The sequence below is a fragment of the Mycobacterium sp. KBS0706 genome (genome assembly GCF_005938675.2).
GTDB lineage: Bacteria > Pseudomonadota > Alphaproteobacteria > DSM-16000 > Inquilinaceae > Inquilinus.
The window spans coordinates 44,163-64,654 of record NZ_VCCH02000041.1 but is presented as its reverse complement, the minus strand read 5'-3'; the positions used below and the strand labels follow the sequence as shown (position 1 = coordinate 64,654).

28 protein-coding genes are annotated in these 20,492 nt (G+C 70.2%); 14 read left to right on the top strand and 14 right to left on the bottom strand.

Annotation, left to right across the window (positions count from 1 at the left end):
- Positions 1-148 precede the first annotated feature (148 nt).
- From FFK22_RS22055 to FFK22_RS22025, 7 genes are all read right to left on the bottom strand, one after another.
- On the bottom strand, positions 149-976 hold the full coding sequence (locus FFK22_RS22055) for an ABC transporter ATP-binding protein (RefSeq protein WP_138888837.1): 828 nt from the start codon (positions 974-976) through the stop codon (positions 149-151).
- Positions 977-979: 3 nt separating this feature from the next.
- A complete protein-coding gene (locus FFK22_RS22050) occupies positions 980-2,230 on the bottom strand; it encodes a Zn-dependent hydrolase (RefSeq protein ID WP_138888836.1) in 1,251 nt (416 codons plus the stop codon).
- A gap of 28 nt (positions 2,231-2,258) precedes the next feature.
- Complete coding sequence (locus tag FFK22_RS22045) at positions 2,259-2,780, bottom strand: hypothetical protein (protein WP_138888835.1); 522 nt, start codon at positions 2,778-2,780, stop codon at positions 2,259-2,261.
- 98 nt (positions 2,781-2,878) lie between these two features.
- Positions 2,879-4,159: an NAD-dependent dihydropyrimidine dehydrogenase subunit PreA gene (gene preA, locus FFK22_RS22040; RefSeq protein ID WP_138888834.1), complete on the bottom strand. Its 1,281-nt coding sequence runs from the start codon at positions 4,157-4,159 to the stop codon at positions 2,879-2,881.
- 69 nt (positions 4,160-4,228) lie between these two features.
- The gene (locus FFK22_RS22035) at positions 4,229-4,684 is read right to left on the bottom strand and encodes a PIN domain-containing protein (RefSeq protein WP_138888833.1); all 456 of its coding nucleotides are present in this window, start codon (positions 4,682-4,684) and stop codon (positions 4,229-4,231) included.
- The gene (locus FFK22_RS22030) at positions 4,681-4,974 is read right to left on the bottom strand and encodes a type II toxin-antitoxin system Phd/YefM family antitoxin (RefSeq protein ID WP_186002581.1); all 294 of its coding nucleotides are present in this window, start codon (positions 4,972-4,974) and stop codon (positions 4,681-4,683) included. The genes FFK22_RS22035 and FFK22_RS22030 overlap by 4 nt, the downstream gene beginning before the upstream one ends.
- A gap of 39 nt (positions 4,975-5,013) precedes the next feature.
- A complete protein-coding gene (locus tag FFK22_RS22025; protein WP_138888831.1) occupies positions 5,014-6,372 on the bottom strand; it encodes an NAD(P)-dependent oxidoreductase in 1,359 nt (452 codons plus the stop codon).
- Between the two features lie 254 nt (positions 6,373-6,626).
- Between FFK22_RS22025 and FFK22_RS22020 the strand changes: the two genes are divergently transcribed.
- The gene (locus FFK22_RS22020) at positions 6,627-7,178 is read left to right on the top strand and encodes a putative glycolipid-binding domain-containing protein (protein ID WP_138888830.1); all 552 of its coding nucleotides are present in this window, start codon (positions 6,627-6,629) and stop codon (positions 7,176-7,178) included.
- A 10-nt stretch (positions 7,179-7,188) separates the two neighbouring features.
- Here the strand turns inward: FFK22_RS22020 and FFK22_RS22015 are convergent, their stop codons facing one another.
- On the bottom strand, positions 7,189-7,770 hold the full coding sequence (locus FFK22_RS22015; protein ID WP_138888829.1) for an ABATE domain-containing protein: 582 nt from the start codon (positions 7,768-7,770) through the stop codon (positions 7,189-7,191).
- Positions 7,771-7,846: 76 nt separating this feature from the next.
- On the opposite strand from FFK22_RS22015, the gene FFK22_RS22010 reads away from it, so the two are divergent.
- The 3 genes from FFK22_RS22010 to FFK22_RS22000 are packed head-to-tail and all read left to right on the top strand — an operon-like array spanning position 7,847 to position 10,129.
- Positions 7,847-8,737 (top strand): DMT family transporter, encoded by an 891-nt coding sequence (locus tag FFK22_RS22010; RefSeq protein ID WP_138888828.1) that lies wholly within the window; start codon positions 7,847-7,849, stop codon positions 8,735-8,737.
- 39 nt (positions 8,738-8,776) lie between these two features.
- Positions 8,777-9,463, top strand: coding sequence for a TetR/AcrR family transcriptional regulator (locus FFK22_RS22005; RefSeq protein WP_221938767.1), 687 nt, complete (start codon positions 8,777-8,779; stop codon positions 9,461-9,463).
- Between the two features lie 60 nt (positions 9,464-9,523).
- Complete coding sequence (locus FFK22_RS22000; RefSeq protein WP_138888827.1) at positions 9,524-10,129, top strand: hypothetical protein; 606 nt, start codon at positions 9,524-9,526, stop codon at positions 10,127-10,129.
- Between the two features lie 15 nt (positions 10,130-10,144).
- Here FFK22_RS22000 and FFK22_RS21995 read toward each other — a convergent pair whose 3' ends face one another.
- Positions 10,145-11,164, bottom strand: coding sequence for a S1C family serine protease (locus FFK22_RS21995; protein ID WP_138888826.1), 1,020 nt, complete (start codon positions 11,162-11,164; stop codon positions 10,145-10,147).
- Positions 11,165-11,352: 188 nt separating this feature from the next.
- Between FFK22_RS21995 and FFK22_RS21990 the strand changes: the two genes are divergently transcribed.
- The 5 genes from FFK22_RS21990 (at position 11,353) to FFK22_RS21970 (ending at position 13,850) form a co-directional block, all read left to right on the top strand.
- Positions 11,353-11,832 carry an Lrp/AsnC family transcriptional regulator gene (locus tag FFK22_RS21990; RefSeq protein ID WP_138888825.1) on the top strand — a complete coding sequence of 160 codons (480 nt, stop codon included), beginning with the start codon at positions 11,353-11,355 and terminating at the stop codon, positions 11,830-11,832.
- Positions 11,833-11,887: 55 nt separating this feature from the next.
- Positions 11,888-12,517, top strand: a complete 630-nt coding sequence (locus FFK22_RS21985) for a hypothetical protein (RefSeq protein WP_138888824.1) — start codon at positions 11,888-11,890, stop codon at positions 12,515-12,517.
- Between the two features lie 69 nt (positions 12,518-12,586).
- Entirely contained in the window at positions 12,587-12,826 is a 240-nt protein-coding gene (locus FFK22_RS21980; protein ID WP_138888823.1) for a type II toxin-antitoxin system VapB family antitoxin, read from the top strand.
- Positions 12,826-13,221 carry a type II toxin-antitoxin system VapC family toxin gene (locus FFK22_RS21975; protein ID WP_138888822.1) on the top strand — a complete coding sequence of 132 codons (396 nt, stop codon included), beginning with the start codon at positions 12,826-12,828 and terminating at the stop codon, positions 13,219-13,221. The genes FFK22_RS21980 and FFK22_RS21975 overlap by 1 nt, the downstream gene beginning before the upstream one ends.
- Positions 13,222-13,319: 98 nt before the next feature.
- Positions 13,320-13,850, top strand: coding sequence for a peptidylprolyl isomerase (locus tag FFK22_RS21970; protein ID WP_138888821.1), 531 nt, complete (start codon positions 13,320-13,322; stop codon positions 13,848-13,850).
- Positions 13,851-13,907: 57 nt separating this feature from the next.
- Here FFK22_RS21970 and FFK22_RS21965 read toward each other — a convergent pair whose 3' ends face one another.
- The gene (locus FFK22_RS21965; RefSeq protein WP_138888820.1) at positions 13,908-14,612 is read right to left on the bottom strand and encodes a hypothetical protein; all 705 of its coding nucleotides are present in this window, start codon (positions 14,610-14,612) and stop codon (positions 13,908-13,910) included.
- Between the two features lie 153 nt (positions 14,613-14,765).
- Here FFK22_RS21965 and FFK22_RS21960 point away from each other — a divergent pair, with 153 nt between their 5' ends.
- Positions 14,766-15,740 carry a dipeptidase gene (locus FFK22_RS21960; RefSeq protein ID WP_138888819.1) on the top strand — a complete coding sequence of 325 codons (975 nt, stop codon included), beginning with the start codon at positions 14,766-14,768 and terminating at the stop codon, positions 15,738-15,740.
- 7 nt (positions 15,741-15,747) lie between these two features.
- Here the strand turns inward: FFK22_RS21960 and dmeF are convergent, their stop codons facing one another.
- Genes dmeF through FFK22_RS21945 form a run of 3 tightly spaced genes read right to left on the bottom strand, consistent with a single transcriptional unit; the run spans position 15,748 to position 17,196 of the window.
- Complete coding sequence (gene dmeF, locus FFK22_RS21955) at positions 15,748-16,713, bottom strand: CDF family Co(II)/Ni(II) efflux transporter DmeF (protein ID WP_138888818.1); 966 nt, start codon at positions 16,711-16,713, stop codon at positions 15,748-15,750.
- Between the two features lie 17 nt (positions 16,714-16,730).
- Positions 16,731-16,916 carry a hypothetical protein gene (locus tag FFK22_RS21950; RefSeq protein WP_138888817.1) on the bottom strand — a complete coding sequence of 62 codons (186 nt, stop codon included), beginning with the start codon at positions 16,914-16,916 and terminating at the stop codon, positions 16,731-16,733.
- Between the two features lie 13 nt (positions 16,917-16,929).
- Positions 16,930-17,196 carry a metal-sensing transcriptional repressor gene (locus tag FFK22_RS21945; protein WP_138888816.1) on the bottom strand — a complete coding sequence of 89 codons (267 nt, stop codon included), beginning with the start codon at positions 17,194-17,196 and terminating at the stop codon, positions 16,930-16,932.
- 225 nt (positions 17,197-17,421) lie between these two features.
- Between FFK22_RS21945 and FFK22_RS21940 the strand changes: the two genes are divergently transcribed.
- On the top strand, positions 17,422-18,111 hold the full coding sequence (locus FFK22_RS21940; protein ID WP_138888815.1) for a phosphatase PAP2 family protein: 690 nt from the start codon (positions 17,422-17,424) through the stop codon (positions 18,109-18,111).
- Positions 18,108-18,995 carry an AEC family transporter gene (locus FFK22_RS21935; RefSeq protein WP_138888814.1) on the top strand — a complete coding sequence of 296 codons (888 nt, stop codon included), beginning with the start codon at positions 18,108-18,110 and terminating at the stop codon, positions 18,993-18,995. Before FFK22_RS21940 ends, FFK22_RS21935 begins: the two co-directional genes overlap by 4 nt.
- Here FFK22_RS21935 and FFK22_RS21930 read toward each other — a convergent pair.
- Entirely contained in the window at positions 18,949-19,164 is a 216-nt protein-coding gene (locus FFK22_RS21930) for a hypothetical protein (protein ID WP_138888813.1), read from the bottom strand. The two genes, FFK22_RS21935 and FFK22_RS21930, sit on opposite strands and share 47 nt — an antisense overlap.
- Before the next feature lie 99 nt (positions 19,165-19,263).
- Here FFK22_RS21930 and FFK22_RS21925 point away from each other — a divergent pair, with 99 nt between their 5' ends.
- Together FFK22_RS21925 and FFK22_RS21920 are read left to right on the top strand one after the other, a co-directional pair.
- Positions 19,264-19,860, top strand: a complete 597-nt coding sequence (locus FFK22_RS21925) for an SCO family protein (RefSeq protein WP_138888812.1) — start codon at positions 19,264-19,266, stop codon at positions 19,858-19,860.
- Between the two features lie 77 nt (positions 19,861-19,937).
- Complete coding sequence (locus tag FFK22_RS21920) at positions 19,938-20,423, top strand: hypothetical protein (protein ID WP_138888811.1); 486 nt, start codon at positions 19,938-19,940, stop codon at positions 20,421-20,423.
- Positions 20,424-20,492: the final 69 nt, after the last annotated feature.

Genomic DNA, 20,492 nt, shown 5'->3' with positions numbered 1-20,492 from the left:
ATCGAAGGGCGGGGAGTCGGCCGACCTGCGCTGGTCACCCTCGGCCGACAACCGGATGCCGGCGCTTGCGGCAGGAACCCCCTCCCCCTACCCCCCTCCCGCAGGGGGAGGGGGGACAAGAAGGAGGGTGTCCTGCGCAGGAAGGAGATCATTCGTAGGAATGCCCGGCGCGCAGGCCTTCGCGGACCTGCTGGGCGATGGCGAGGAACTCCGGAGTCTCGCGGATGTCGAGGTCGCGCTGGCGCGGCAGGTCGCTGTCGATCACGTCGAGGATCCGGCCCGGCCGCGGCGACATCACCACGATCTTGGACGACAGGAACACCGCCTCAGGGATCGAATGGGTGACGAAGATCACGGTCAGGCTGGTGCGGTTCCAAAGGCCCAGCAGATGGACGTTGAGGTTGTCGCGGGTGATCTCGTCGAGCGCGCCGAAGGGCTCGTCCATCAAGAGCAGTTTCGGCTGGAAGCCCAGCGCGCGGGCGATCGACACGCGCTGCTGCATGCCGCCCGACAGCTGCCAGGGGAACTTCTTCTCGAACTGGCCCAGGCCGACGGTGCCGAGCGCGGCCCGCGCCCGCTCCTGCCGCGCCGCCGCCGGCACGCCCATGATCTCGAGCGGCAGCTCGACATTGCGGCGGACATTGCGCCAGGGGTACAGCGCCGGCGCCTGGAACACATAGCCATAGGCGCGGGCCAGCCGCGCCTGCTCCGGCGTCAGCCCGTTCACCGTGACCGAGCCGGCGGTCGGCCGCACCAGGTCGGCCACCACCCGCATCAAGGTGGTCTTGCCGCAGCCGGAGGGGCCGATCAGCGACACGAACTCACCCTCGCCGATGGTCAGGTCGACATCCTGCAGCGCCACCACCGGCGCGTCGGCGGTCTGGAAGGTCAGGCCGAGGCGCCGGGCCTCGACCACCGGCGGCGCGGCGGACGCCGTCTGCGAGAGTTGCTCGGGCCTGACCGCCGACACCGCCATGCCTCAGCCCGCCTTCTGTTCGAGCGAGCGGTCGTAGTCGAGCACGGCGCGCAGCAGCACATTGGCCCCGGCGGCGGCGTGGTCGAACTCGATGCTCTCCTCCTCGTTGTGGCTGATGCCCTCGCGGCAGGGCACGAAGATCATCGCGGTCGGCGCCACCCGGGCGATATAGGCCGAATCATGCCCGGGGCCGGAGACGATGCGGCGATGCGAGAACCCGTTCGACTGCGCCGCCGCTTCGACCGCGTCGATGCAGGCCGGATCGAACTTCACCGCCGGCGAATCCCAGATCGCCTCGACCTTGACCTCGAGCTTCAGCTCGGCCGAGATCCGGTCGATCGCCTCTCGCGCAGCCTTCTCCATCACCCCGATCTTCGCATCGTCGGGGTGACGGTAGTCGATGGTGAAGAAGACCTCGCCGGGGATGACGTTGCGGCTGTTCGGCCGGACCTCGACCAGGCCGACGGTGGCCACCGCATCGGCGGTGGCGTCGCCGACCGCGATCACCGCCTCGATCATCCGGGCGGCGCCGCGCAGCGCGTCGCGCCGCAGCCGCATCGGGGTCGACCCGGCATGGCTCTCGCGGCCGGTCACCGTGACCTCGTACCAGCGCATGCCCTGCACGCCGGTGACGACGCCGATCACCTTCTCCTCATTCTCGAGGATCGGCCCCTGCTCGATATGCAGCTCGAAATGCGCGCCGAGCTGGCGCTGGCCGACCGGCTCCGCGCCGCGATAACCGATCTTGTCCAGCGCGTCGCCGAAGCGCTGGCCGTCGCGGTCCTCGCGGCTGTAGGCGTAGTCCTTGGTGAACACCCCCGCGAACACGCCCGAGCACAGCATCGCCGGGGCGAAGCGGGAGCCTTCCTCATTGGTCCAGTTGATCACCTCGATTGGCGCGTTGGTCTCGTAGCCGGTGTCGTGCAGCGTGCGCAGCAGCTCCAGCCCCGACAGCACGCCCAGGATGCCGTCGAACTTGCCGCCCGTCGGCTGGGTGTCGAGATGGCTGCCGACGCAGATCGGCGGCAGCGACTCATCCCGGCCCGGCCGGCGGGCGAACATGTTGCCGACCTCGTCGACGGTGACGGTGCAGCCGACCGCTTCGCATTGCTGCCGGAACCAGTCCCGCACCTGCTTGTCGAGATCGGTCAGGGTCAGGCGCTTGACGCCGCCCTTGGCAGTCTTGCCGAACTCGGCGGTCTCCATGATCGCGTCCCAGAGGCGCTGCGGGTCGATCTGGATATTCTGCTGCATCGTCACTTCCTCGGGCCCGGCCCTTCGATCAGGCCGGCTTACGGATGAACTCGGCCTCGATGGTGGAGGCCGGCCGGCCCGCCACCTCGCGGGTGTAGGCCAGCTTCAGATGGGTGGCGTCGACCAGGGTGCGGCGGTAGAGCTGGCGCTCGACCTTGCCTTCCTTGGTGGCGCCGACGACCTCGACCGTCAGGGTCGGGCCCGACAGGCTGGCGGTGGCATAGGCGCGGTCGGCCGGGACCGTGGCGGTCCAGAAGTTCGGCCGGGTCGAGGGCTGGAAGGACAGCTCACGCTCGCGGAACTCCAGCCCGTCGGTGCCATCGCCCGCCTGGACGTTGCGCCAGAACAGCCGGAAGCCGCCGTCGGTCCGCGGCTCGACGATCACCGCCGAGGCCCGCTGTATCTCCTCCTGGCTCGAGCCGATCCAGGAGCCGGCGAAATCGTCGAGCTTCGCCTCCGCCACCGGTCCGGATGCCGGCTTGCCACCGGCGCACCCGGCGAGCGCCGCGGCCACGATCCCCACCAGCACCGCGCGTCGCATCACAGCCATTGTTCCCCTCGCTTCTTTTCGTATCGGATGATCGGAAGGGCGCCATCATGACCGATCGCCCCCGAGCCGACGATGCCAAATCGCATCAAAATAAGGGCTTATTCGGCGGCGTCTTTGCGCATCGGGTTGTTGGGGTGGTGCTGCCAGTTCAGATAGGGCCGGCCGGTGTCGACCGTCTCCATGGTGATGCAGTTGTCGACCGGGCAGACATGCATGCACAGGTTGCAGCCGACGCACTCTTCCTCATTGATCTCGTAGCGCCGCCCGCCTTCCGGCGTGCGCAGCTTGAAGATCGACTGGTGCGAGGTGTCCTCGCAGGCGATGTAGCACTTGCCGCACTGGATGCAGGCGTCCTGGTTGATATTGGCGATCGACTTGAAGTTGATGTTCAGGTCCTGCCATTCGACGAAGTTCGGCACCGCCAGGCCCTGGAAGGCACGGGTTTCGGCATAGCCCTTGCCGTCCATCCAGTTGGCCAGGCCGGACGCCATGTCCTCGACGATCTTGAAGCCATGGGTCATCGCCGCCGTGCAGACCTGGACGTTGGTGGCGCCCAGCGCCATGAACTCCGCCGCGTCGCGCCAGGTCGAGATGCCGCCGATCGCCGAGATCGCCATGCCCTGGCATTCCGGGTCGCGGGCGATCTGCCCGACCATGCGCAGCGCGATCGGCTTCACCGCCGGGCCGCAATAGCCGCCATGGGTGCCGAGGCCGTCGACCGTCGGCGTCGGCGCCATCAGGTCGAGGTCGATCGACACGATCGACTGGATGGTGTTGATCAGCGACACCGCGTCGGCGCCGCCGCGCTTGGCCGCCCGCGCCGGCCCCAGAATGTTGGTGATGTTCGGCGTCAGCTTCACGATCACCGGCATGCGCGAGTATTGCTTGCACCAGCGCGTGACCATCTCGACATATTCCGGCACCTGGCCGACGGCGGAGCCCATGCCGCGCTCCGACATGCCATGCGGGCAGCCGAAGTTCAGCTCGATGCCGTCTGCGCCGGTGTCTTCGACCAGTGGCAGGATCGACTTCCAGCTCTGCTCCTCGCAGGGCACCATCAGCGACACGATCATCGCCCGGTCCGGCCAGTCGCGCTTGACCTGCTTGATCTCGCGCAGGTTGAGCTCCAGCGGCCGGTCGGTGATCAGCTCGATGTTGTTGAGGCCGGCGACCCGGGTGCCGTTGTAGCTGACCGCGCCGTAGCGGGAGGAGACGTTGACCACCGGCGGGTCCTCGCCCAGCGTCTTCCACACCACACCGCCCCAGCCGGCGCGGAAGGCGCGGACGACGTTGTATTCCTTGTCCGTCGGCGGCGCCGAGGCCAGCCAGTACGGGTTGGGGGAGCGGATCCCCAGGAAGTCGTTGCTCAGATCGGCCATCAAAGCCTCCTGCCAAATCCTGCGGCTCTGCGGCCGCTTGCCTATACCCGACCGGCGGCGCCGGCCTGGTCAAACCGTCAACAGCGCCTCGATCTCGTCCGGCAGCCGGTCGCCACGGAACGGGTTGCGCACGGTGACGCCGCCCAGCGCCACGCCGTCCGCCATGTCCTCGCTGAGGAGCGTGGCGCAGCCGGCTTCGGCCACCGTCGCCACAAGCATCGCATCCCAGAACGACACCTGCCCCTGCTCGGCCAGCTGCAGCGCCTGGGGCAGCAGCTTCGGCGTCGACGCGACGATCGGAAACAGCTCCGACCATCTTTGCGTCTGGACGGACAACAGGGACTTCTCCCGCAGCCGTCGCCGCGATGCAGAATGGAAGAACTCACCCAATGCCTGCAGCGCGACGACGCAATCGACCACCGCCGAGCGGCCAACCAGATCAAGCGCGCGGCCCTGCTTCATCGGGTCCGCCCCATCAATGGCGTAGAACAGGACGTTGGCGTCGAGGGAGAAACGATGGCTCATTTCTCGCCACGCCTGCGAGCCAGCTCATCCATGCGCTCCTCGTAGATCGCGTCGCGGCCCGGCCAGCCGCCGAGATCGAGCCCGCGAGCCGCCAGCTCACGCGTCCGCTCCAGCGCTTCCTGCTGCGACGGGGTCAGGACGCGCCGGCGTGACACCGGCACCACCCGCGCCACCGGCTCGCCGCGGCGGGTGATGACGAATTCCTGGCCGGATTCGACCGCGCGAATCATCTCGGCGAAGCCCTGATTGGCCTCGCGCAGGGTGATGGTGGTGCTGGATCCGTCGCTCATGCCCTCGATCTCCCTGAATGCACTACCAATGTAGCACATTCAGCGCCGCAGCGCCCGGTCGATCGACAGCGCCGCCAGCTTGCCGTCCTGCACGGCGCTGACGGTCAGGTCCTGGCCCGGCACGCAGTCACCGCCCGCCCAGACGCCGGACAGCGAGGTCTGCCGCTCCTCGTTCACGGCGATCCGGTTTCCGGCCATGTCCAGCGTCTCCGCCTCGTTCGCGAAAGCAGACGGCACGAGATACTGGCCGATGGCGGTGAAAACCTGGTCGGCCAGCACGGTGAAATGGTCGCCGGTGCCGGTCAGGCGGCCCTGGCCGTCGAGCTGGGTGTGCTCGAACTCGACCTCCTTGACCGACGGGCCGCGGCCGTTGGCCGGCCAGCCCAGGATGCGGCGCGGCTGGGCCCAGTGCCGGACGGTGACGCCGTTGACCTGGGTCCAGTCCTGCTCCTTCCAGGTGGCGGACATCTGTTCGGCGCCGCGGCGATAGACCAGCGTCACCTCCGCCGCGCCCAGCTTCTTGGCCTGGGTCGCGGCGTCGATCGCGGTGTTGCCGCCGCCGATCACCACCACGCGCCGGCCGACCGGCACCGATCCCTTGTCCGCGGCCTGGCGCAGCCGGGCGATGAAGTCGACCGCGCTTTCCACCCCGGCCATGGCCTCGCCGTCGCAGCCCAGCGCGTTGACGGCGTTGTGGCCGAGGCCGAGGAACACGGCGTCGTAGTCGCGGCGCAGCTCGCTCAGGGACACGTCGCGGCCCAGCGCCAGGCCGGTGCGGATCTCGATGCCGCCGATCTCGAGGATGTAGGCCAGCTCGGCCTGGGCGAAGCCGTCCGCCATCTTGTAGGCGGCGAGGCCGTATTCGTTCAGCCCGCCGCCCTTCGCCTTGGCCTCGAACACGACGACGTCATGGCCGAGCACGGCGAGGCGGTGGGCGCAGGCGAGGCCGGCCGGGCCGGCGCCGACCACGGCAACGCGCTTGCCGGTCGACGGGGCGCGGCTGAACAGCTGCTCGCCGCCCAGGAAGACATGGTCGGTGGCGTAGCGCTGCAGGGCGCTGATCGTCACCGGCTTCTCCTCCTGGTGGTTGCGGACGCAGGCGTCCTCACACAGCTCCTCGACCGGGCAGACCCGGGCGCACATGCCGCCCATGATGTTGGCGGTCAGGATGGTCTGGGCCGCGCCCTTCACATTGTCGGTGGCGATGCCCTTGATGAAGGCCGGGATGTCGATCCCGGTCGGGCAGGCCTCGATGCAGGGCGCGTCGTAGCAGAAATAGCAGCGGCTGGATTCGATCAGCGCGGTGCGCCGGTCGAGCGGCGGATGGATCTCCGCGAAGTCCTCGGCGATGCGGTCGGCGCCGAGGCGCCCGGCCGCGATGTCGGATCCCGTCGTCATTCCCAGCCTCCGATGGTCGGCCCGACCGGCGTTCCGCCTGTCGATCCCGACCGTCATGCCCTGGCGCCGCGCCCGGATTTCCCGGTTCTCGCCCGCGGCACCGCCTCTCCTGAGCGAGACGGTATCGAGAACCTGACCAAATGGTCAACTCTATTTTGAATTGAGAATCAGTATCAATCTCGTTTGTTTTCAGAAACCGAATCATGCTAGGAACGTTTCAGGAACGATAGACGCAAGCGCACGGGAGACGGCGCATGGACCGACATATCCGGTGGGCCCCGGCCGAAGGCATCGGCCTGGAGCATCTGCGGCTGCACCGCAGCGGCGCCTGGATCCAGGCCGACAGCGTGGTGATCGGCAGCGATGAGGGCGTCGAATGGGCGCTGAGCTATACGATGGTCATGGATTCCGAATGGCGGGTGCGGTCGGTGGCGGTGACCGACCATGCCGGGGACCGACGGCTGCGGCTGCTGGCCGATGGCGGCGGCAGCTGGACCACCGGCGACGGCACGCCGTTGCCGCAGTTGGACGGCTGCATCGATGTCGACCTGGTGGCGACGCCCTTCACCAACACCCTGCCGATCCGGCGGCTGGGGCTGGGGCCCGGCGAATCGGCCGAGATCAAGGTGGCGTATCTGCCGCTGCCGGATCTGGTGCCCTTCGCCACGTCGCAGCGCTACACCGCCCTGACGCTGCGGCGCTGGCGCTTCGAATCGCTGGACGGCAGCGGCTTCACCGCCGAGATCAGCACCGACGCCAACGAGCTGGTGCTGGATTATCCGGGCCTGTACCGGCGTATAGGCTGACCGGCTGGTCTCAGGCCCCCGAGCGCTGCCGCTGGCGGAAGCGGCGGACCTTGTCGGTGGTGCCGCAATCGGCCATCAGGCACCAGCGGCGGCTGGCGTTCTTGCTGCGATCGTAGAACAGCCAGGCGCAGTCATGGCCGGCGCAGCGCTTCAGCCGCGCCGGCTCGCCCCGGAGCAGCAGCTCGAGCGCGTCCATCGCCAGGCGATGCCGCACCGCCACCCCGTCCGCGGGCGGCGCGTCCTGCCAGGCGCCGCCGGAAGCGGTGACGGTCAGCCGGCGGCGGGATGCTGCCTCCGCCACCTCCTGCTGCAGCTCGGCCACGGCTTCGGCAGGCGGCTCGGCCTGGACCGCGACGGCGTCGAGCACCGCGTGCAGCACCTCGCGAAGCCGGATCAGCCGCGACCACTCCTCACGATCGATCCGCGGCGCCTGCCCGAAGGCGTGCGCGCACCAGGCGGCCAGCACGGCCGGATCGCCGGCCCGCTCCCGCGGCCCCGGCCCGCCCCATCCGGACAGGGTGTTGCAGAAGTCCAGGCAGGCGAAGCCGCCGACCAGTTGCGGCTCGGACGGAGAGGGCTGCTCGAGTGACATGAAACCACTGTAGCCTCTTTGACAGGTTTCAGCGAGACCTATATCGTTACCAGCAAATGCCAGAAAGGTGGTTACGATGCGCTGGAACGCCCTCGGCCGGCTCTATGCCGGCGTCGGCCTGTCGGGGATCGGCCCGATCCTGGTCCGCATGAGTCCGGTCGACCCCGCCGCCACCGCCTTCTGGCGCCTGGCGCTGAGCTGCATCCCGGCTGCCGCGCTGGTCTGGCGGTCGCCCGGCATGCCGGCACGGGACATCGGCCTGGCCCTGCTGGCCGGGGTGATGCTGGCCGCCGACCTGGTGCTGTGGAACGCCTCGATCGTGCGCACCAGCGCGCTGGAGGCGACGCTGCTGGTGATGATCTACCCGCTGCTGGTGGCGCTGCTGCCGGCGCTATGGCTGCGCCGACGGCCGGATGGGCGGGTGGTCGGCGGCGGGCTGGTCGCCTTTCTCGGCATCGCAGTCCTGGCCGGCGCCCGCGGTGCCGCCGGCGGCGACCTGCTGGGCAACGGCATGGCGCTGCTGGCCGCCCTGTTCTACGCCGTCTGCTTCCTGATCTCGGCGGCGCTGTGCCGGCGGCAGAGCGCCGCCACCGTCACCTTCTGGACCCTGATCGGCGCCGCGCTGGGCGCGCTGCCGGTGGCGCTGCTGCAGGACCGGATCCTGCCGGAGGAGGCCTCCGGCTGGCTGAACCTGGCGGCGCAGGCGCTGATCGCCTTCGCCTCGCAGATCCTGATCGCCAAGGCGCTGCGCACGCTCGACGCCGGCTTCTCCGCCATCGCCGGCTACGGCCAGCCGGTGGTGGCGACCCTGCTGGCCTGGCCGATCCTGGGCCAGGTGCCGCAAGCCGCGGCCCTGACCGGCAGCGTCTTCATCATCGCCGGCATCGCCTTGGCCGGGTGGGGCGAGGCCGCGCCAGCCGAACCGACCGCGCCGGCCCGGCCAGGGGCCGCGGAGCCGGCACGTTGAACTATCGACGGCGCCGGCCTTCCGGCCGATGATGCCGGCATGACCGATGCCGAGATGCTGGAATCGCCGGACGACACCGGCCTGGACACGCCGCGGCCGGGCGCGGGCAGCCGCCTGCGCCGGGCCCGCGAGGCGCAGATCCTGGACGCCGCCGAGGGCGTGTTCGCCGAGGCCGGCTTCTCCGGCGCCACCATGCAGGGCATCGCCGAGCGCGCCGGATTGCCCAAGGCCAATGTCCACTATTATTTCGGCACCAAGGAGGCGCTGTACCGCGCCGTGCTGGCCCGCATCCTCGACCTATGGGTCGACGCCTTCGACCATCTGGTGCCGGAGCGCGATCCGGCCGAGGCGCTGGCCGCCTATATCCGCGACAAGATGCGCTGGTCGCGCAGCCGCCCGCTGGCGTCGAAGGTGTTCGCCAACGAGATCATCCACGGCGCGCCGCAGGTCGCCGACTACCTGTCGGGCAAGCTGAAGCGCACGCTCGACGAGAAGGCGCGGGTGATCGAGGGCTGGATTGCCGCCGGCCGGATGGCGCCGGTCGACCCCCGGCACCTGGTCTTCACCCTGTGGGCCGTGACCCAGACCTATGCCGATTTCGAGGCCCAGATCCGGGCGGTGCTGGGGCGTGAGGCGATGGATGACGACGTCTTCCTGGTCGCCGGCCGGCACGTCACCGGGCTGATCCTGCGCGGCTGCGGCCTGAAGCCGCCGCGCGGCGTCTGAGCCGTCGCCGCTGCGACGCGTCCATGGCGGCGCGCGCCGGTTTGCGCTAAAGGATGGACCATGATTCTGCGCCTCCTCACCCCGCTGGCCCTTCTCGTCCTCGCTGCCTGCGCCGCCGAGCCGTATCAGCCGGCGCTGCCGCCGACGGTGCTGCAGAGCGGCGCCGTCCAGGGCGAGGCCGCCTTCGACCAGAGCCAGGGCGAGGCGCTGCTGGCCCAGGCCAAGGCGGCCGAGGCCCGCAACCCCGGCGAGGCCAAGAGCCTGTACCGCCAGGCCGGGATGGCCTGGCCCGACCTGGCCGACGCCTGGGACGGGCTGAAGCGGGTGTCGGCGAAGCAGAATGACGCCGCGGAGGCCAAGGCCGCCGGCTTCATGGCCGAGCGGGTGAAGCTGTATCCCGGCACGGCCATCGCCTCGCAGCGCGAGGTCAATGTCGCGCTGCAGAGCTACATCCAGGCGCAGTCGAAGCAGCCGACTGACGGGCCGGAGCAGCTGGCCTATGCCAAGCGGCTGGGCGAGTACTACGACGCCCAATATGCCCGTGGCGGCTTCTATACCCGCGAGAAGAACATCGGGAACATCGGGGCGCACGACATCCCGGCGGTGGTGATTGCCGGCGGCGGCATCATCGGCTACGGCGCCAGCATGGCGACCAAGTTCGAGTAGCCACCGCCACAGGCCTCAGCCCGCCCGCTCGCGCGGCGTCACCGACACCTCCCGCGCCCCGCCATCGCGCAGCAGGCGCAGGGCGGTCGCCATGCCGACCCGCTCGGCCCCGAGCAGCCGGTGCAGCGCGTCGACGCCGTCGACCGGGTGACCGTCGATCGCCAGGATCACGTCGCCGACGCGCAGCGCCGTGGCCCCGGCGCCGCCGGGCAGCAGCTCCGCCACCCGCACGCCGCCAGGGGCCGGCAGGCCGAGCGCCAGCTGCGTCGGCCGCGGCAGCCGGATGGTCTGCGCGGCAATGCCGAGGGAGGCGCGCCGCACCCGGCCGTGGCGGATGATCTCCGACGCCACCACCAGGGCGGTGTCGCTGCCGATGGCGAAGCACAGCCCCTGGGCGCCGGCGATCATCGCGGTGTTGATACCGACCACCCGCCCGAGCGCGTCGACCAGCGGGCCGCCGCTGTTGCCGGGGTTCAGCGCCGCGTCGGTCTGCAGCACGCCGTCGATCAGCCGACCGGACCGGCCGCGCAGCGACCGGCCGAGGGCGCTGACCACACCGGCCGTCACCGTCGCCTCGAAGCCCAGCGGATTGCCGATGGCGACCACCAGCTGGCCGACCTGCAGCGCGGCGGAGGAGCCGAGCGGCGCCCAGCCCGGCACGCTGTCATGCAGGCGCAGCACCGCCAGGTCGGTGTCCGGGTCCTCGCCGACCGGCCAGGCGACGACGCTGCGGCCGTCGCTGAGCGTGGCGGTGATCGACACGGCACCATGCACCACATGGCTGTTGGTCAGGACGAAGCCGTCCGGGGTGAAGATGACGCCGGACCCGCTGCCCTGCGGCACCACGGCGCCGTCCGGCCCCTTGCCGGAGATGCGGAGATGCACGACCGAGGGCGCGGCGGCACGCACGGCGTCGATCACGGTGCGGGAATAGGCGTCGAGCGCGTCGCCGCCGGCGGAGGCAGCGGACGGTGTCGAGGCCTCGGGCCCCGGCGCCGAGGCGTCGAGGAGGAAGCGGGGTTCGTAGCCGGGCATGGCAGGACCTTGGGAGCGGGAGAGGCGGCACCGGCCGGTGCGCCCCGTCTCCGGAGATGTAGGCACGCCGCAAGGAGAACCCAAGGGGAACATCGCCAGGCCGGGCCGCCGGGCTGACGGGGCCTGTGGCCGGGCGTATGGTCCGGCATGCGCGAATCGCGCATCGGTCATGGCAAGGATGCCCGGAGATGGCGACGGAAACGCTGGATGGCTTCGACTGGCGGATCCTGGCGGCGCTGCAGGACGACGCCCGGATGAGCAACATCGCCCTGGCCGAGCGCGTCCTGCTGTCGCCGTCGCAATGCGCCCGCCGGCTGCAACGGCTGGAGGAGGCCGGGGTGATCCGCGGCTATGCGGCATTGCTCGACCCCGACCGCATCGGCCTGTCGGTGGCCGCCTATATCTCGATCACGCTGGAGAAGCACGGCGCCTTCACCGCCGAGGCCTTCCGCGAGGCGGTGCAGCGTCATCCGGAGATCGTCGAATGCTGCGCCGTGACCGGCGACGCCGATTACGAGCTGCGCGTGGTGGCGCCCGATCTGAAGGATCTGTCGCGCTTCATCATGGACAGCCTGATGCGGATCGACGGCGTCTCCGCCATCCGCTCGCGCATCGTACTCGACACCATCAAGGACAGCCGCCGCCTGCCGCTGCCGCCCACGCCCTGAGCGCGCCGCATTCGCCGCCGCATCCTCCGATCTTCCGAATCAGACGAGACCGACCATGATCCTCCGCCCGCTGCTGGCCGCCCTTCTCGCCCTCGGCATGGCAGGCCCGGCCGCGGCGGCGGAGCCAAAGCACCGCTTCACCGACCTGGTGCCGATCCCGCTGAAATCCGGGCCGAACACGATCGAACGGTTCGCGCCCGACGGCCGCAGCGCCATCGTCACCCTGGGCTGGCGCGAGAACGGCAACGCCCATGGCTACGACCTGTACCTGGTGCTGATGGCGGGCAACAGCGGCGTGCCGGAGGTGGTAGGCTTCGACACCCTGACCCGGGATGGCGGCGGGTTCGAGGACACCATCCGGGACGACCCGCACACCGGCGAGGATGTGGTGCGCAGCGTGCGCTTCGTCCGCGGCAAGATCGACGGCGAGGCGGCGACCATGGTCTTCGTCGCCCAGCGCGGCTTCGACCCGGAGGAGGGCATTCCGGGCCCGAGCTTAGTCGACACCACCGTCTACCGGCTGGTGCCGGGCGAGGAGGTGGGCACCACCACCGACATGTTCCAGCCGGTCGAGACGGTGCAGTCCACAACCAAGTTCTGCCATGCCGAGAAGGCGCTGCTACGCCAGTTCGGCATCCCGCTGACCAAGAGCTATGGCGGGCCGGACACGGCCGATGGCTGCTGAGCCGCCGAGACCCCGTTTGAAAGCGTTTCAATACGAGATTATATAGAAGTCTATACCAGGAGGTATGGAATGGCTTTCTCCGTCAAGGACGAGGTTACGGACGCGGCCGTGCGACGCCTCGCCAAGCTCAAGCAGAAGGGCCTGACCGAGACCATCCGCGAGGCGGTCGAGAACGAATACCATCGGGCCACGGGAACGGCGCCGCTGGTCGAGCGGCTGCGGGCCATCGGAGACCGCTATGCGCGCTATCCGAAGACAGGGCTGAAGGCCGACAAGGCGTTCTTCGACGAGGAGGGCGGTGGCCTCTGATGTTCATCGACGCTTCGGCCATCATCGCGATTATTGCGCAGGAGGAGGGCTGGGAGTCACTCGCCTCGCGCCTCTCGCAGGCGCCCCGCACCCTGGTCTCCGCCCTGTCGGCCTGGGAGGCCGTCATCGGGCTCGCCCGGGAAGCCCAGATCCCGTTCGAGCAGGCGGAGGCGCTGGTCGACCAATTCGTCGAGGAGACCGGGGCCGAGATGGTCGAGATCGGGGCCGCGATCGGCCGAGAGGCGATCCAGGCATCCCGCCTTTATGGCCGTGGCCGGCATCGGGCCGGCCTCGATTTCGGCGACTGCTTCGCCTACGCCTGCGCGAAGGTCTCCCGCGTGCCGCTGCTGTTCAAGGGAAACGACTTCGTCCACACCGATATCCTGGTCGGATAGCGGCAGGACGAGGGCCGCATGCCGCACCGGGTTGCCCCGGAGCGCGACCCGTGCTTGTGTCTCGCCACTTCTCGCGACCCGTCCGGAGCGCCCAGCGCATGACGCGTTTCTTGCAACTTCTCGGGAGTCTTCTCCTCGCCATGGCCATCACCCAGGGGGCTTCGGCCCGCGACCTCGAAAACACGCTCTATCTCGACCTGACCTATGGCCGGGTGGTGATCGAGCTGCGCCCCGACCTGGCGCCGAACCATGTCAAACGGATCAAGGAGCTGGTGCGGCAGGGCTTCTACAACGGCATCAAGTTCCACCGCGTGATCGAGGGCTTCATGGCCCAGACCGGCGACCCGACCGGCACCGGCATGGGCGGCTCCGGCCAGAAGATCGACGCCGAGTTCAGCCAGGAGCCGTTCAAGCGCGGCACCCTCGGCATGGCCCGGGCGCAGAGCCCGAACAGCGCCGACAGCCAGTTCTTCATCATGTTCGCCGACGGCAGCTTCCTGAACGGCCAGTACACCGTCTGGGGCAAGGTGGTCGAGGGCATGGAGTTCGTCGACAAGATCAAGCGCGGCGAGCCGCCGGCCAACCCGGACATCATCGTCAAGCTGCAGGTCGCGGCCGACGCCCAGTAAGGCACGGTCCCCGATCGATCGACGCGAAGCCCGGCCTTTTGGCCGGGCTTCTGCGTTTCAGCGGAAGCGGAAGGCGATCAGCGGCATCTTGTAGGTCTCACGCACCTCGGAGATCGGCTTGCCGTCCTGGCGCAGCACGATGGCGCGGTTCTCGAACAGCGAGGCCAAAGGGTCATAGGCCGGGGCCGGCGCCGCGGCGGCCCAGCCGGCCAGCGCCGCCGACGGCATCCGCTCCCACCCGTCCGGCAGCACCTGCCACAGCACGGTCGAGGACAGGGTGCGCCGCGACGGGCCGAGCGGCCGGATGGCGCGGCCGAAGGGCGTGTCGGTCCCGGTCAGCGTCGCGTTGATCTCCGGCGTCAGCCGGTTCGGCAGGTACCAGTTGTCGGCCTCGGACAGCACCTGGTCGCCGCAGACCAGCTGGACCCGGCGATAGACCACCGGCTCGGCCGCGTCGGCGATCTCCAGCTCCTGGCGCTGCTGGTCGGTCAGCTTCACCTCGCCGGACACCCGCTTCGCCACGATCTTGGCCGTCGGCGCCAGGCCGTAGCGGCCGCACCAATCCTCCAGGAACAGGGTGGCGCTGTCGGTGGCGCCGAGCCCGGCGCGCACCGACTGCACCAGGGCGGTCAGCGCCAGCCGGTCGGACAGGGCGGCGGCACCCGCCTCCTGGTTGCTCGCCACCTCGGCCCGGGCCAAGGCGAGCGGCGCGGTCAGCACCAGGGCGGCAGCGGCGGCGACGATCGGCAGGCGGCGCACCATCGGTCTCCTCAATTCCCGGCCGGCCGGGGCCGGCGCGGCGCAGGATGGCTGCATAGCGGCCGGAAGGCGCCACGGCAATCCGCCGCAGGGGGGCTTGACCGCGGCGGCGGCGCGGGCTGGGCTGGGGTGAACGGTCCGAGCCGGGGATCCGCCATGCCCACCCTGTACGACTGCGCCCTGGTCTGGGACGCGCATAGCTGCCTGCCGCTGGTGCCCGATGCCGACGTGTCCCCGCTGGCCCGGCACAAGGCGGCCGGGATCGACTACGTCTCGATCAACATCGGCATGGACATGACTCCGCTGGAGACGGTGATCCGCACCACCGCCCATTTCCGCGACTGGATCCGCCGCCATCCCGAGGACTACGCACTGGCGGGCAGCGCCGCCGAGATCCGCGCCGCCAAGGCCGCCGGACGCCTGGCCGTCAGCTTCGACCTGGAGGGCGCGCTGCCGCTGATGGGCGACCTGGCGATGGTCGGCTTGTACCACGACCTCGGCGTGCGCCAGATCCACTTCGCCTACAACCGCAACAACCCGGCCGCCGGCGGCTGCCACGACCGGGACATCCCGCTGCCCGCCTTCGGCCGCGACCTGGTGGCCGAGGCCAACCGGATCGGGATGCTGCTCGACTGCTCGCACACCGGGCATCGCAGCAGCCTGGACATCATGGCGGCCTCGACCCGGCCGGTGGTGTTCAGCCATGCAAATCCGCGCGCCCTGGTCGACCATCCGCGCAACATCACCGACGAGCAGATCCGCGCCTGCGCCGCCACCGGCGGGGTGGTCGGCATCAACGGCATCAGCCTGTTCCTGGGTGATGCCCAAAGCGAGACCATGGCCCGGCACATCGACCACGTCGCCCAGCTGGCCGGCGCCGACCATGCCGGCATCGGCCTCGACTTCCTGTTCGCGCCCGACGTGGACGATTCGCCGCCCGGCCGCGACCGCGACTACTGGTGGCCGCCCGAGGCGGGCTATGGCAGCGCCCACAGCGCGATCGCCCTGGTGCAGCCGGAGCAGCTGCCGGAGGTGGCCGAGATCCTGCTGCGCCGCGGCTACAGTGAGGCCGATGTGCTGGGCATTCTCGGCGGCAATTTCCTGCGGGCGGCCGAGGCGGCCTGGAGCTGACGCCCGATCAGGCTGCGTGGTCGCAGCGGTTGACCTCGACGGTGACGTGCGACAGGCCAGGCAGGCCGCCGAGCCGGGCCTTGTACTGCGCCGGCGGCTCGGGCCGGTCGCTGACCAGGGCGACGATGGCGGCGGCGTGGCCGGGACCGACGCGCCAGAGATGCAGGTCGGCGATGCGGTCGCCCCCGGTCTCGAGCCGGCCGCGGATCGATTCGGCCAGGGCCGGATCCGGCACGGTGTCGAGGAGCACCGCTCCCGAATCGCGCAACAGGCCCCAGGACCAGCGCGCGATCATGATGCCGCCGACGATGCCCATCACCGCATCCATCCAGGCCCAGCCGTAGAAGCGGCCGGCGAGCAGGCCGAGGATGGCGCCGACCGAGGTCACGGCATCGGCCAGCACGTGGAAATACGCGGCGCGGAGATTGTGGTCGCGGTGATGGCCGTGACGGTCGTGGCCATGGTGCCCATGGTCGTGGTGGTGACCGTGACCGTGATCGTGGCCGTGGTGGTGGCCGCCGTCATGCAGCAGCCAGACGCTGGCGATGTTGACGGCGAGGCCCACGACCGCGATGACGATCGCCTCGTCATAGGCGATGGCGACCGGGTTCAGCAGCCGGACGACCGATTCCCAGCCGATGCCGATCGACACCACCGCCAGCACCAGGGCGCTGGCGAAGCCGGCGAGGTCGCCGAGCTTGCCGGTGCCGAAGGCGAAGCGCGGGTCGCGGGCATGGCGGCGGGCATAGCGATAGGCCAGCGCGGCGACGCCGAGCGCCCCGGCATGGGTCGCCATATGCAGCCCGTCGGCGAGCAGCGCCATCGAGCCGAAGGCGAGGCCGCCGAGGATCTCGACCAGCATCATTGCCGCGGTCAGCGCCACCACCCAGCGGGTGCGGCGCTCGTTGCGGGCATGGTCGGCACCGAGGAACAGGTGGTCGTGCCGCCAGTCGTCGAGGGAATGGCTGTGCATCGCCGGCTCCCGAGTGATCAGTGGAGAAGAAGCTGGGCCGGATGGCCGGTCCAGTCGCAGACGTCCTTCGTCGCCACCGCGACCGGCACGTCCGGGTGGTTGTGGCGGTACAGGGTCAGGGCGGCGTCGAAGGCCCACTCCGGCGGTTCGGCCCGGGCGCAGAGCTCGCGATAGACCCGTTCGACGGCGACGCGGCAGCACATGGTCTCGATGCCCTTACAGATACTTGGTGATCTCGCGCAACGAGGCGAGCCGGGCCTCCCGGCCGTCGGACGCGCCGTTCGCCAGATGCGCGACGCAATGGTCGACATGGTCGAGGATCAGCATGGTCTTCGCCTTCTCCACCGCCTTGACCACGGCCTGGAGCTGCTGGGCGATGGCGAGGCCGTCCTCGCCGGCCTCGACCATGCGCAGCGTGGCGGCGAGATGCCCCTGGGCCCGCTTCAGCCGGCCGAGGATCTCGGGATTGTTGGCATGGCTCATGACAGGAACCTATCCCCCTGGAGGGGATAGGACAAGGGACAGCTGGTCGCAGAGGCCTGCACCCGCCACGAGCGCGGCGTGTGCCCAAAAGACGTTCCCAAGGTGGAGATCTCAATAAATGCCGCCTTTGGCCAGTCATTGCAGATCCGGGACCCTCGGATGACCGGAACGCCGTTTCAGGCTTCCGCCAATCCGTCGTAAACGACGGAGCAGAGCGGAGGGGCAGTGGGTCGATCGGAGAACATCGCGGCGAAGCGCGCCGGTTTGGCAGGCCGGCCGGTCCTGGCCAGCGGGCTTGTCGCCGCCATGCTGTGCCTGCTGCTGGTCGCCTTCGCCGACCGGCCGGCGGCGCTGTGGTTCGAGGCGCATCGCGGCTCCGGCGTCATCGCCGCGGTCAAGCTGTTCACCGATATCGGCCTCGGCATCTGGTGGTACGCGCTGGCGATCCTGGGCTGGCTCGGCTTCCGCTTCGCCGCCTTCCTGGCCGCCTATGGCGACGTCCGGGCGCAACGCCTGAAGCGGGCCCGCGGCTTCGGCTTCATGGTGGCGGCGCTGGTGGCGACAACGCTAACCAACTGGCTGCTGAAGGCGGCGATCGGCCGGCCGCGGCCGCGCCACCTGTTCCGCCAGGATGCCTTCGCGCCGCACCCCTTCGGCTGGGACCTGTTCTCGAACAGCTTCCCCTCCGGCCACGCCCAGACCATGGCCACGGCGATGACGGCGCTGTGGATCCTGTTCCCGCGCTGGGGCTGGCCCTTCGGGCTGCTGGGCGGGCTGGTGGCGCTGAGCCGGGTCGTGGTCACCTCGCACTACCCGGCCGACATCGTCGCCGGCGCCTGGCTGGGCGTGGTGGTGGCTCTGGCCGTGCGCCGCTGCCTGGAGGCGACCGGCGGGCCGGTGACGGTGACCCGATGATCGCGCTGATCGCCGCCCTGATCCCGGTGCTGGCGCCGGTGGTTGCCGCGGCCGGGGTCGGCTATGTCTGGGCCCGGTCGCGCCACCCCTTCGACCTCGGCTTCGTCACCCGGCTGGTGACCTATGTCGGGTCGCCCTGCCTGGTGTTCTCGACCCTGACGAAGTTCCACGTTCCGGCCGGCGAGATCGTCGGCCAGGCCGGGCTGGCCATGCTGTCGGTCTTCGCCTGCGGCCTGGTCGGCGGCTTGGCGCTGTATCTCAGCGGCCGGACGGTGCGGCCGCTGCTGCCGACGGTGATGCTGCCGAACGCCGGCAATCTCGGCCTGCCGATCGCCTATTTCGCCTTCGGCGACGAGGGGCTGGCGCTGGCCCTGCCCTTCTCCGCCGCCATGACGCTGCTGCAGTTCACCGTCGGCGTCTCCTGCGCCTCCGGCCACAGCCGCTGGACCGAGATCGTCAAGACGCCGACGATCTACGCCATCCTGCTGGCGATCGCCTTCGCCGCCGGCGACATCGACACGCCGCGCTGGCTGGCCAATGCCACCGAGCTCCTGGGCGGCGTCACCCTGCCCTTGATGCTGATCGCGCTCGGCGTGTCGCTGGCCAGCCTGCGCATCGCCAATCTGGGCCATGCGCTGTGGCTGGCGGGGCTGCGCCTGGCGCTCGGCCTCGCCGCCGGATACGGGGTGGTCTGGCTGTTCGCCATCCCGCATCCGACCGCGGCGATCCTGATTCTGCAATCGGCGATGCCGCCGGCGGTGTTCAACTACCTGTTCGCCGCCCGCTACGGCGGCCCGGTGCAGGAGGTGGCCGGCGCCGTCGTGGTCGGCACCATCATCAGCCTGCTGACCCTGCCGGTGCTGCTGGCCGTGCTGATGGCGTAGACTGCTCGATCTCCCGCTTGCGCGCCTCGTAGGTGGCCGGGTCGATCAGGCCGCGCCGGCGCATGATCTCCAGCGCCACCAGGGCCCGGCCGCGGTTGTCGTCGCCGACCGAGCCGCTTTCCGCATCCGCATCGCCGCCCGCCGCGCCGGGCTCCGCCCTGTCCGCCATGATATCGTCCGCCCGTTCTGCGACGCCGCGCGCGCTTCCACCGGAAGGGCGCAGGCCCTATGACGGAGGACAATGACTCACGGAGGAAGGCCGGTCGAGATGTGGACGAAGCGGATCCTGCGGATCCTGGCGCTGGCGGTGCCGGCGATCGCCATCGCGGCCGCCGTGGCCTTCTGGCTGGGCCCCCCCGGCAGCCGCGGCGTCGTCGGCCAGGGCTTCGGCTCGGTCGGCGGGCCGATCGCGCTGGTCGACCAAGCCGGCAAGCCGGTCACCGAGAAGGATTTCGCCGGCAAGGACGTGCTGGTCTTCTTCGGCTTCACCAACTGCCCCGATGTCTGCCCCACCGAGCTGACGACCATGGCGGCGGCGCTGGACACGCTGGGGCCGAAGGCCGAAGGGGTGGTGCCGGTGTTCGTCACCGTCGACCCGGAGCGAGACACGCCCGAGGTGGTCGGCCTGTACGCCCAGGCCTTCCATCCGCGCATGGTCGGGCTGACCGGCTCGGCCGAGCAGATCGCCCAGGCCGCCAAGGCCTTCCGCGTCTACTACAAGAAGGCGCCGCAAAAGGACGGCGCCTATTCGATGGACCATTCCGCCTTCGTCTACATGATGGGGCCGGACTGGCAGGTGCTGGACATCCTGCCGCCGCAGATGTCGCCGCAGGACATGGCCCAGCGGATCGGCAAACAGCTCTGACCGGCAGGAACGGGGTTGCGATCCTGCCCGGCGTGCTATCGTGGCCCGATCCTGCCTATCGTTCTCGGAGTCGCCTCATGACCCTTCGCCACGCCGCCCTGGCCGGGATCGCCTTCCTCGTCCTCAACGGCTGCTCCGAGCGCGAGGCCCGGCAGCAGCAGGCGCTGACGGCCCAGAACGACCTGGTCGGGCTGAGCGAGGCCCGGCTGCTGTCCTGCGCCGGCACGCCCGCCCGCAGCCGCAGCACCGGCAACACCCAGTACCTGACCTATCAGAGCGCCGGGATGGCCGCGGACGAGGCGGCCAGCATCGGCGCCTTCGGCGGCAGCTCGGCCGGAAGCGGCATGGGCATCGAACCCGTCAATGCCGGCGTCGGCCAGAAGATCGGCACCAGCGCGCTGGACCCGAATTATTGCGAGGCGACCTTCACCCTGGTCGACGGCCGCGTCGCCGAGGTCCGCTACCGCACCTCGGGCGGCTATCTCCGCACCGCCCAATGCTCCGACATCGTCGCGCCCTGCATGGGCGGGCCGACCTTCGACCCCGGCCAGCCGAAGCCCTAAGCGCACCGCCGTCGGCGGCGGAGCACAAACCGTCGCGGATCGGATGGACCCGGGGCCCGGAAATCGGGC

Bases quoted from the DNA above. Each gene is read 5' to 3' on its own strand.
- FFK22_RS22055 (WP_138888837.1), bottom strand. From the start codon at position 976: ATGGCGGTGTCGGCGGTCAGGCCCGAGCAACTCTCGCAGACGGCGTCC.
- FFK22_RS22050 (WP_138888836.1), bottom strand. From the start codon at position 2,230: ATGCAGCAGAATATCCAGATCGACCCGCAGCGCCTCTGGGACGCGATC.
- FFK22_RS22045 (WP_138888835.1), bottom strand. From the start codon at position 2,780: ATGGCTGTGATGCGACGCGCGGTGCTGGTGGGGATCGTGGCCGCGGCG.
- preA (WP_138888834.1), bottom strand. From the start codon at position 4,159: ATGGCCGATCTGAGCAACGACTTCCTGGGGATCCGCTCCCCCAACCCG.
- FFK22_RS22035 (WP_138888833.1), bottom strand. From the start codon at position 4,684: ATGAGCCATCGTTTCTCCCTCGACGCCAACGTCCTGTTCTACGCCATT.
- FFK22_RS22030 (WP_186002581.1), bottom strand. From the start codon at position 4,974: ATGAGCGACGGATCCAGCACCACCATCACCCTGCGCGAGGCCAATCAG.
- FFK22_RS22025 (WP_138888831.1), bottom strand. From the start codon at position 6,372: ATGACGACGGGATCCGACATCGCGGCCGGGCGCCTCGGCGCCGACCGC.
- FFK22_RS22020 (WP_138888830.1), top strand. From the start codon at position 6,627: ATGGACCGACATATCCGGTGGGCCCCGGCCGAAGGCATCGGCCTGGAG.
- FFK22_RS22015 (WP_138888829.1), bottom strand. From the start codon at position 7,770: ATGTCACTCGAGCAGCCCTCTCCGTCCGAGCCGCAACTGGTCGGCGGC.
- FFK22_RS22010 (WP_138888828.1), top strand. From the start codon at position 7,847: ATGCGCTGGAACGCCCTCGGCCGGCTCTATGCCGGCGTCGGCCTGTCG.
- FFK22_RS22005 (WP_221938767.1), top strand. From the start codon at position 8,777: ATGACCGATGCCGAGATGCTGGAATCGCCGGACGACACCGGCCTGGAC.
- FFK22_RS22000 (WP_138888827.1), top strand. From the start codon at position 9,524: ATGATTCTGCGCCTCCTCACCCCGCTGGCCCTTCTCGTCCTCGCTGCC.
- FFK22_RS21995 (WP_138888826.1), bottom strand. From the start codon at position 11,164: ATGCCCGGCTACGAACCCCGCTTCCTCCTCGACGCCTCGGCGCCGGGG.
- FFK22_RS21990 (WP_138888825.1), top strand. From the start codon at position 11,353: ATGGCGACGGAAACGCTGGATGGCTTCGACTGGCGGATCCTGGCGGCG.
- FFK22_RS21985 (WP_138888824.1), top strand. From the start codon at position 11,888: ATGATCCTCCGCCCGCTGCTGGCCGCCCTTCTCGCCCTCGGCATGGCA.
- FFK22_RS21980 (WP_138888823.1), top strand. From the start codon at position 12,587: ATGGCTTTCTCCGTCAAGGACGAGGTTACGGACGCGGCCGTGCGACGC.
- FFK22_RS21975 (WP_138888822.1), top strand. From the start codon at position 12,826: ATGTTCATCGACGCTTCGGCCATCATCGCGATTATTGCGCAGGAGGAG.
- FFK22_RS21970 (WP_138888821.1), top strand. From the start codon at position 13,320: ATGACGCGTTTCTTGCAACTTCTCGGGAGTCTTCTCCTCGCCATGGCC.
- FFK22_RS21965 (WP_138888820.1), bottom strand. From the start codon at position 14,612: ATGGTGCGCCGCCTGCCGATCGTCGCCGCCGCTGCCGCCCTGGTGCTG.
- FFK22_RS21960 (WP_138888819.1), top strand. From the start codon at position 14,766: ATGCCCACCCTGTACGACTGCGCCCTGGTCTGGGACGCGCATAGCTGC.
- dmeF (WP_138888818.1), bottom strand. From the start codon at position 16,713: ATGCACAGCCATTCCCTCGACGACTGGCGGCACGACCACCTGTTCCTC.
- FFK22_RS21950 (WP_138888817.1), bottom strand. From the start codon at position 16,916: ATGTGCTGCCGCGTCGCCGTCGAACGGGTCTATCGCGAGCTCTGCGCC.
- FFK22_RS21945 (WP_138888816.1), bottom strand. From the start codon at position 17,196: ATGAGCCATGCCAACAATCCCGAGATCCTCGGCCGGCTGAAGCGGGCC.
- FFK22_RS21935 (WP_138888814.1), top strand. From the start codon at position 18,108: ATGATCGCGCTGATCGCCGCCCTGATCCCGGTGCTGGCGCCGGTGGTT.
- FFK22_RS21930 (WP_138888813.1), bottom strand. From the start codon at position 19,164: ATGGCGGACAGGGCGGAGCCCGGCGCGGCGGGCGGCGATGCGGATGCG.
- FFK22_RS21925 (WP_138888812.1), top strand. From the start codon at position 19,264: ATGTGGACGAAGCGGATCCTGCGGATCCTGGCGCTGGCGGTGCCGGCG.
- FFK22_RS21920 (WP_138888811.1), top strand. From the start codon at position 19,938: ATGACCCTTCGCCACGCCGCCCTGGCCGGGATCGCCTTCCTCGTCCTC.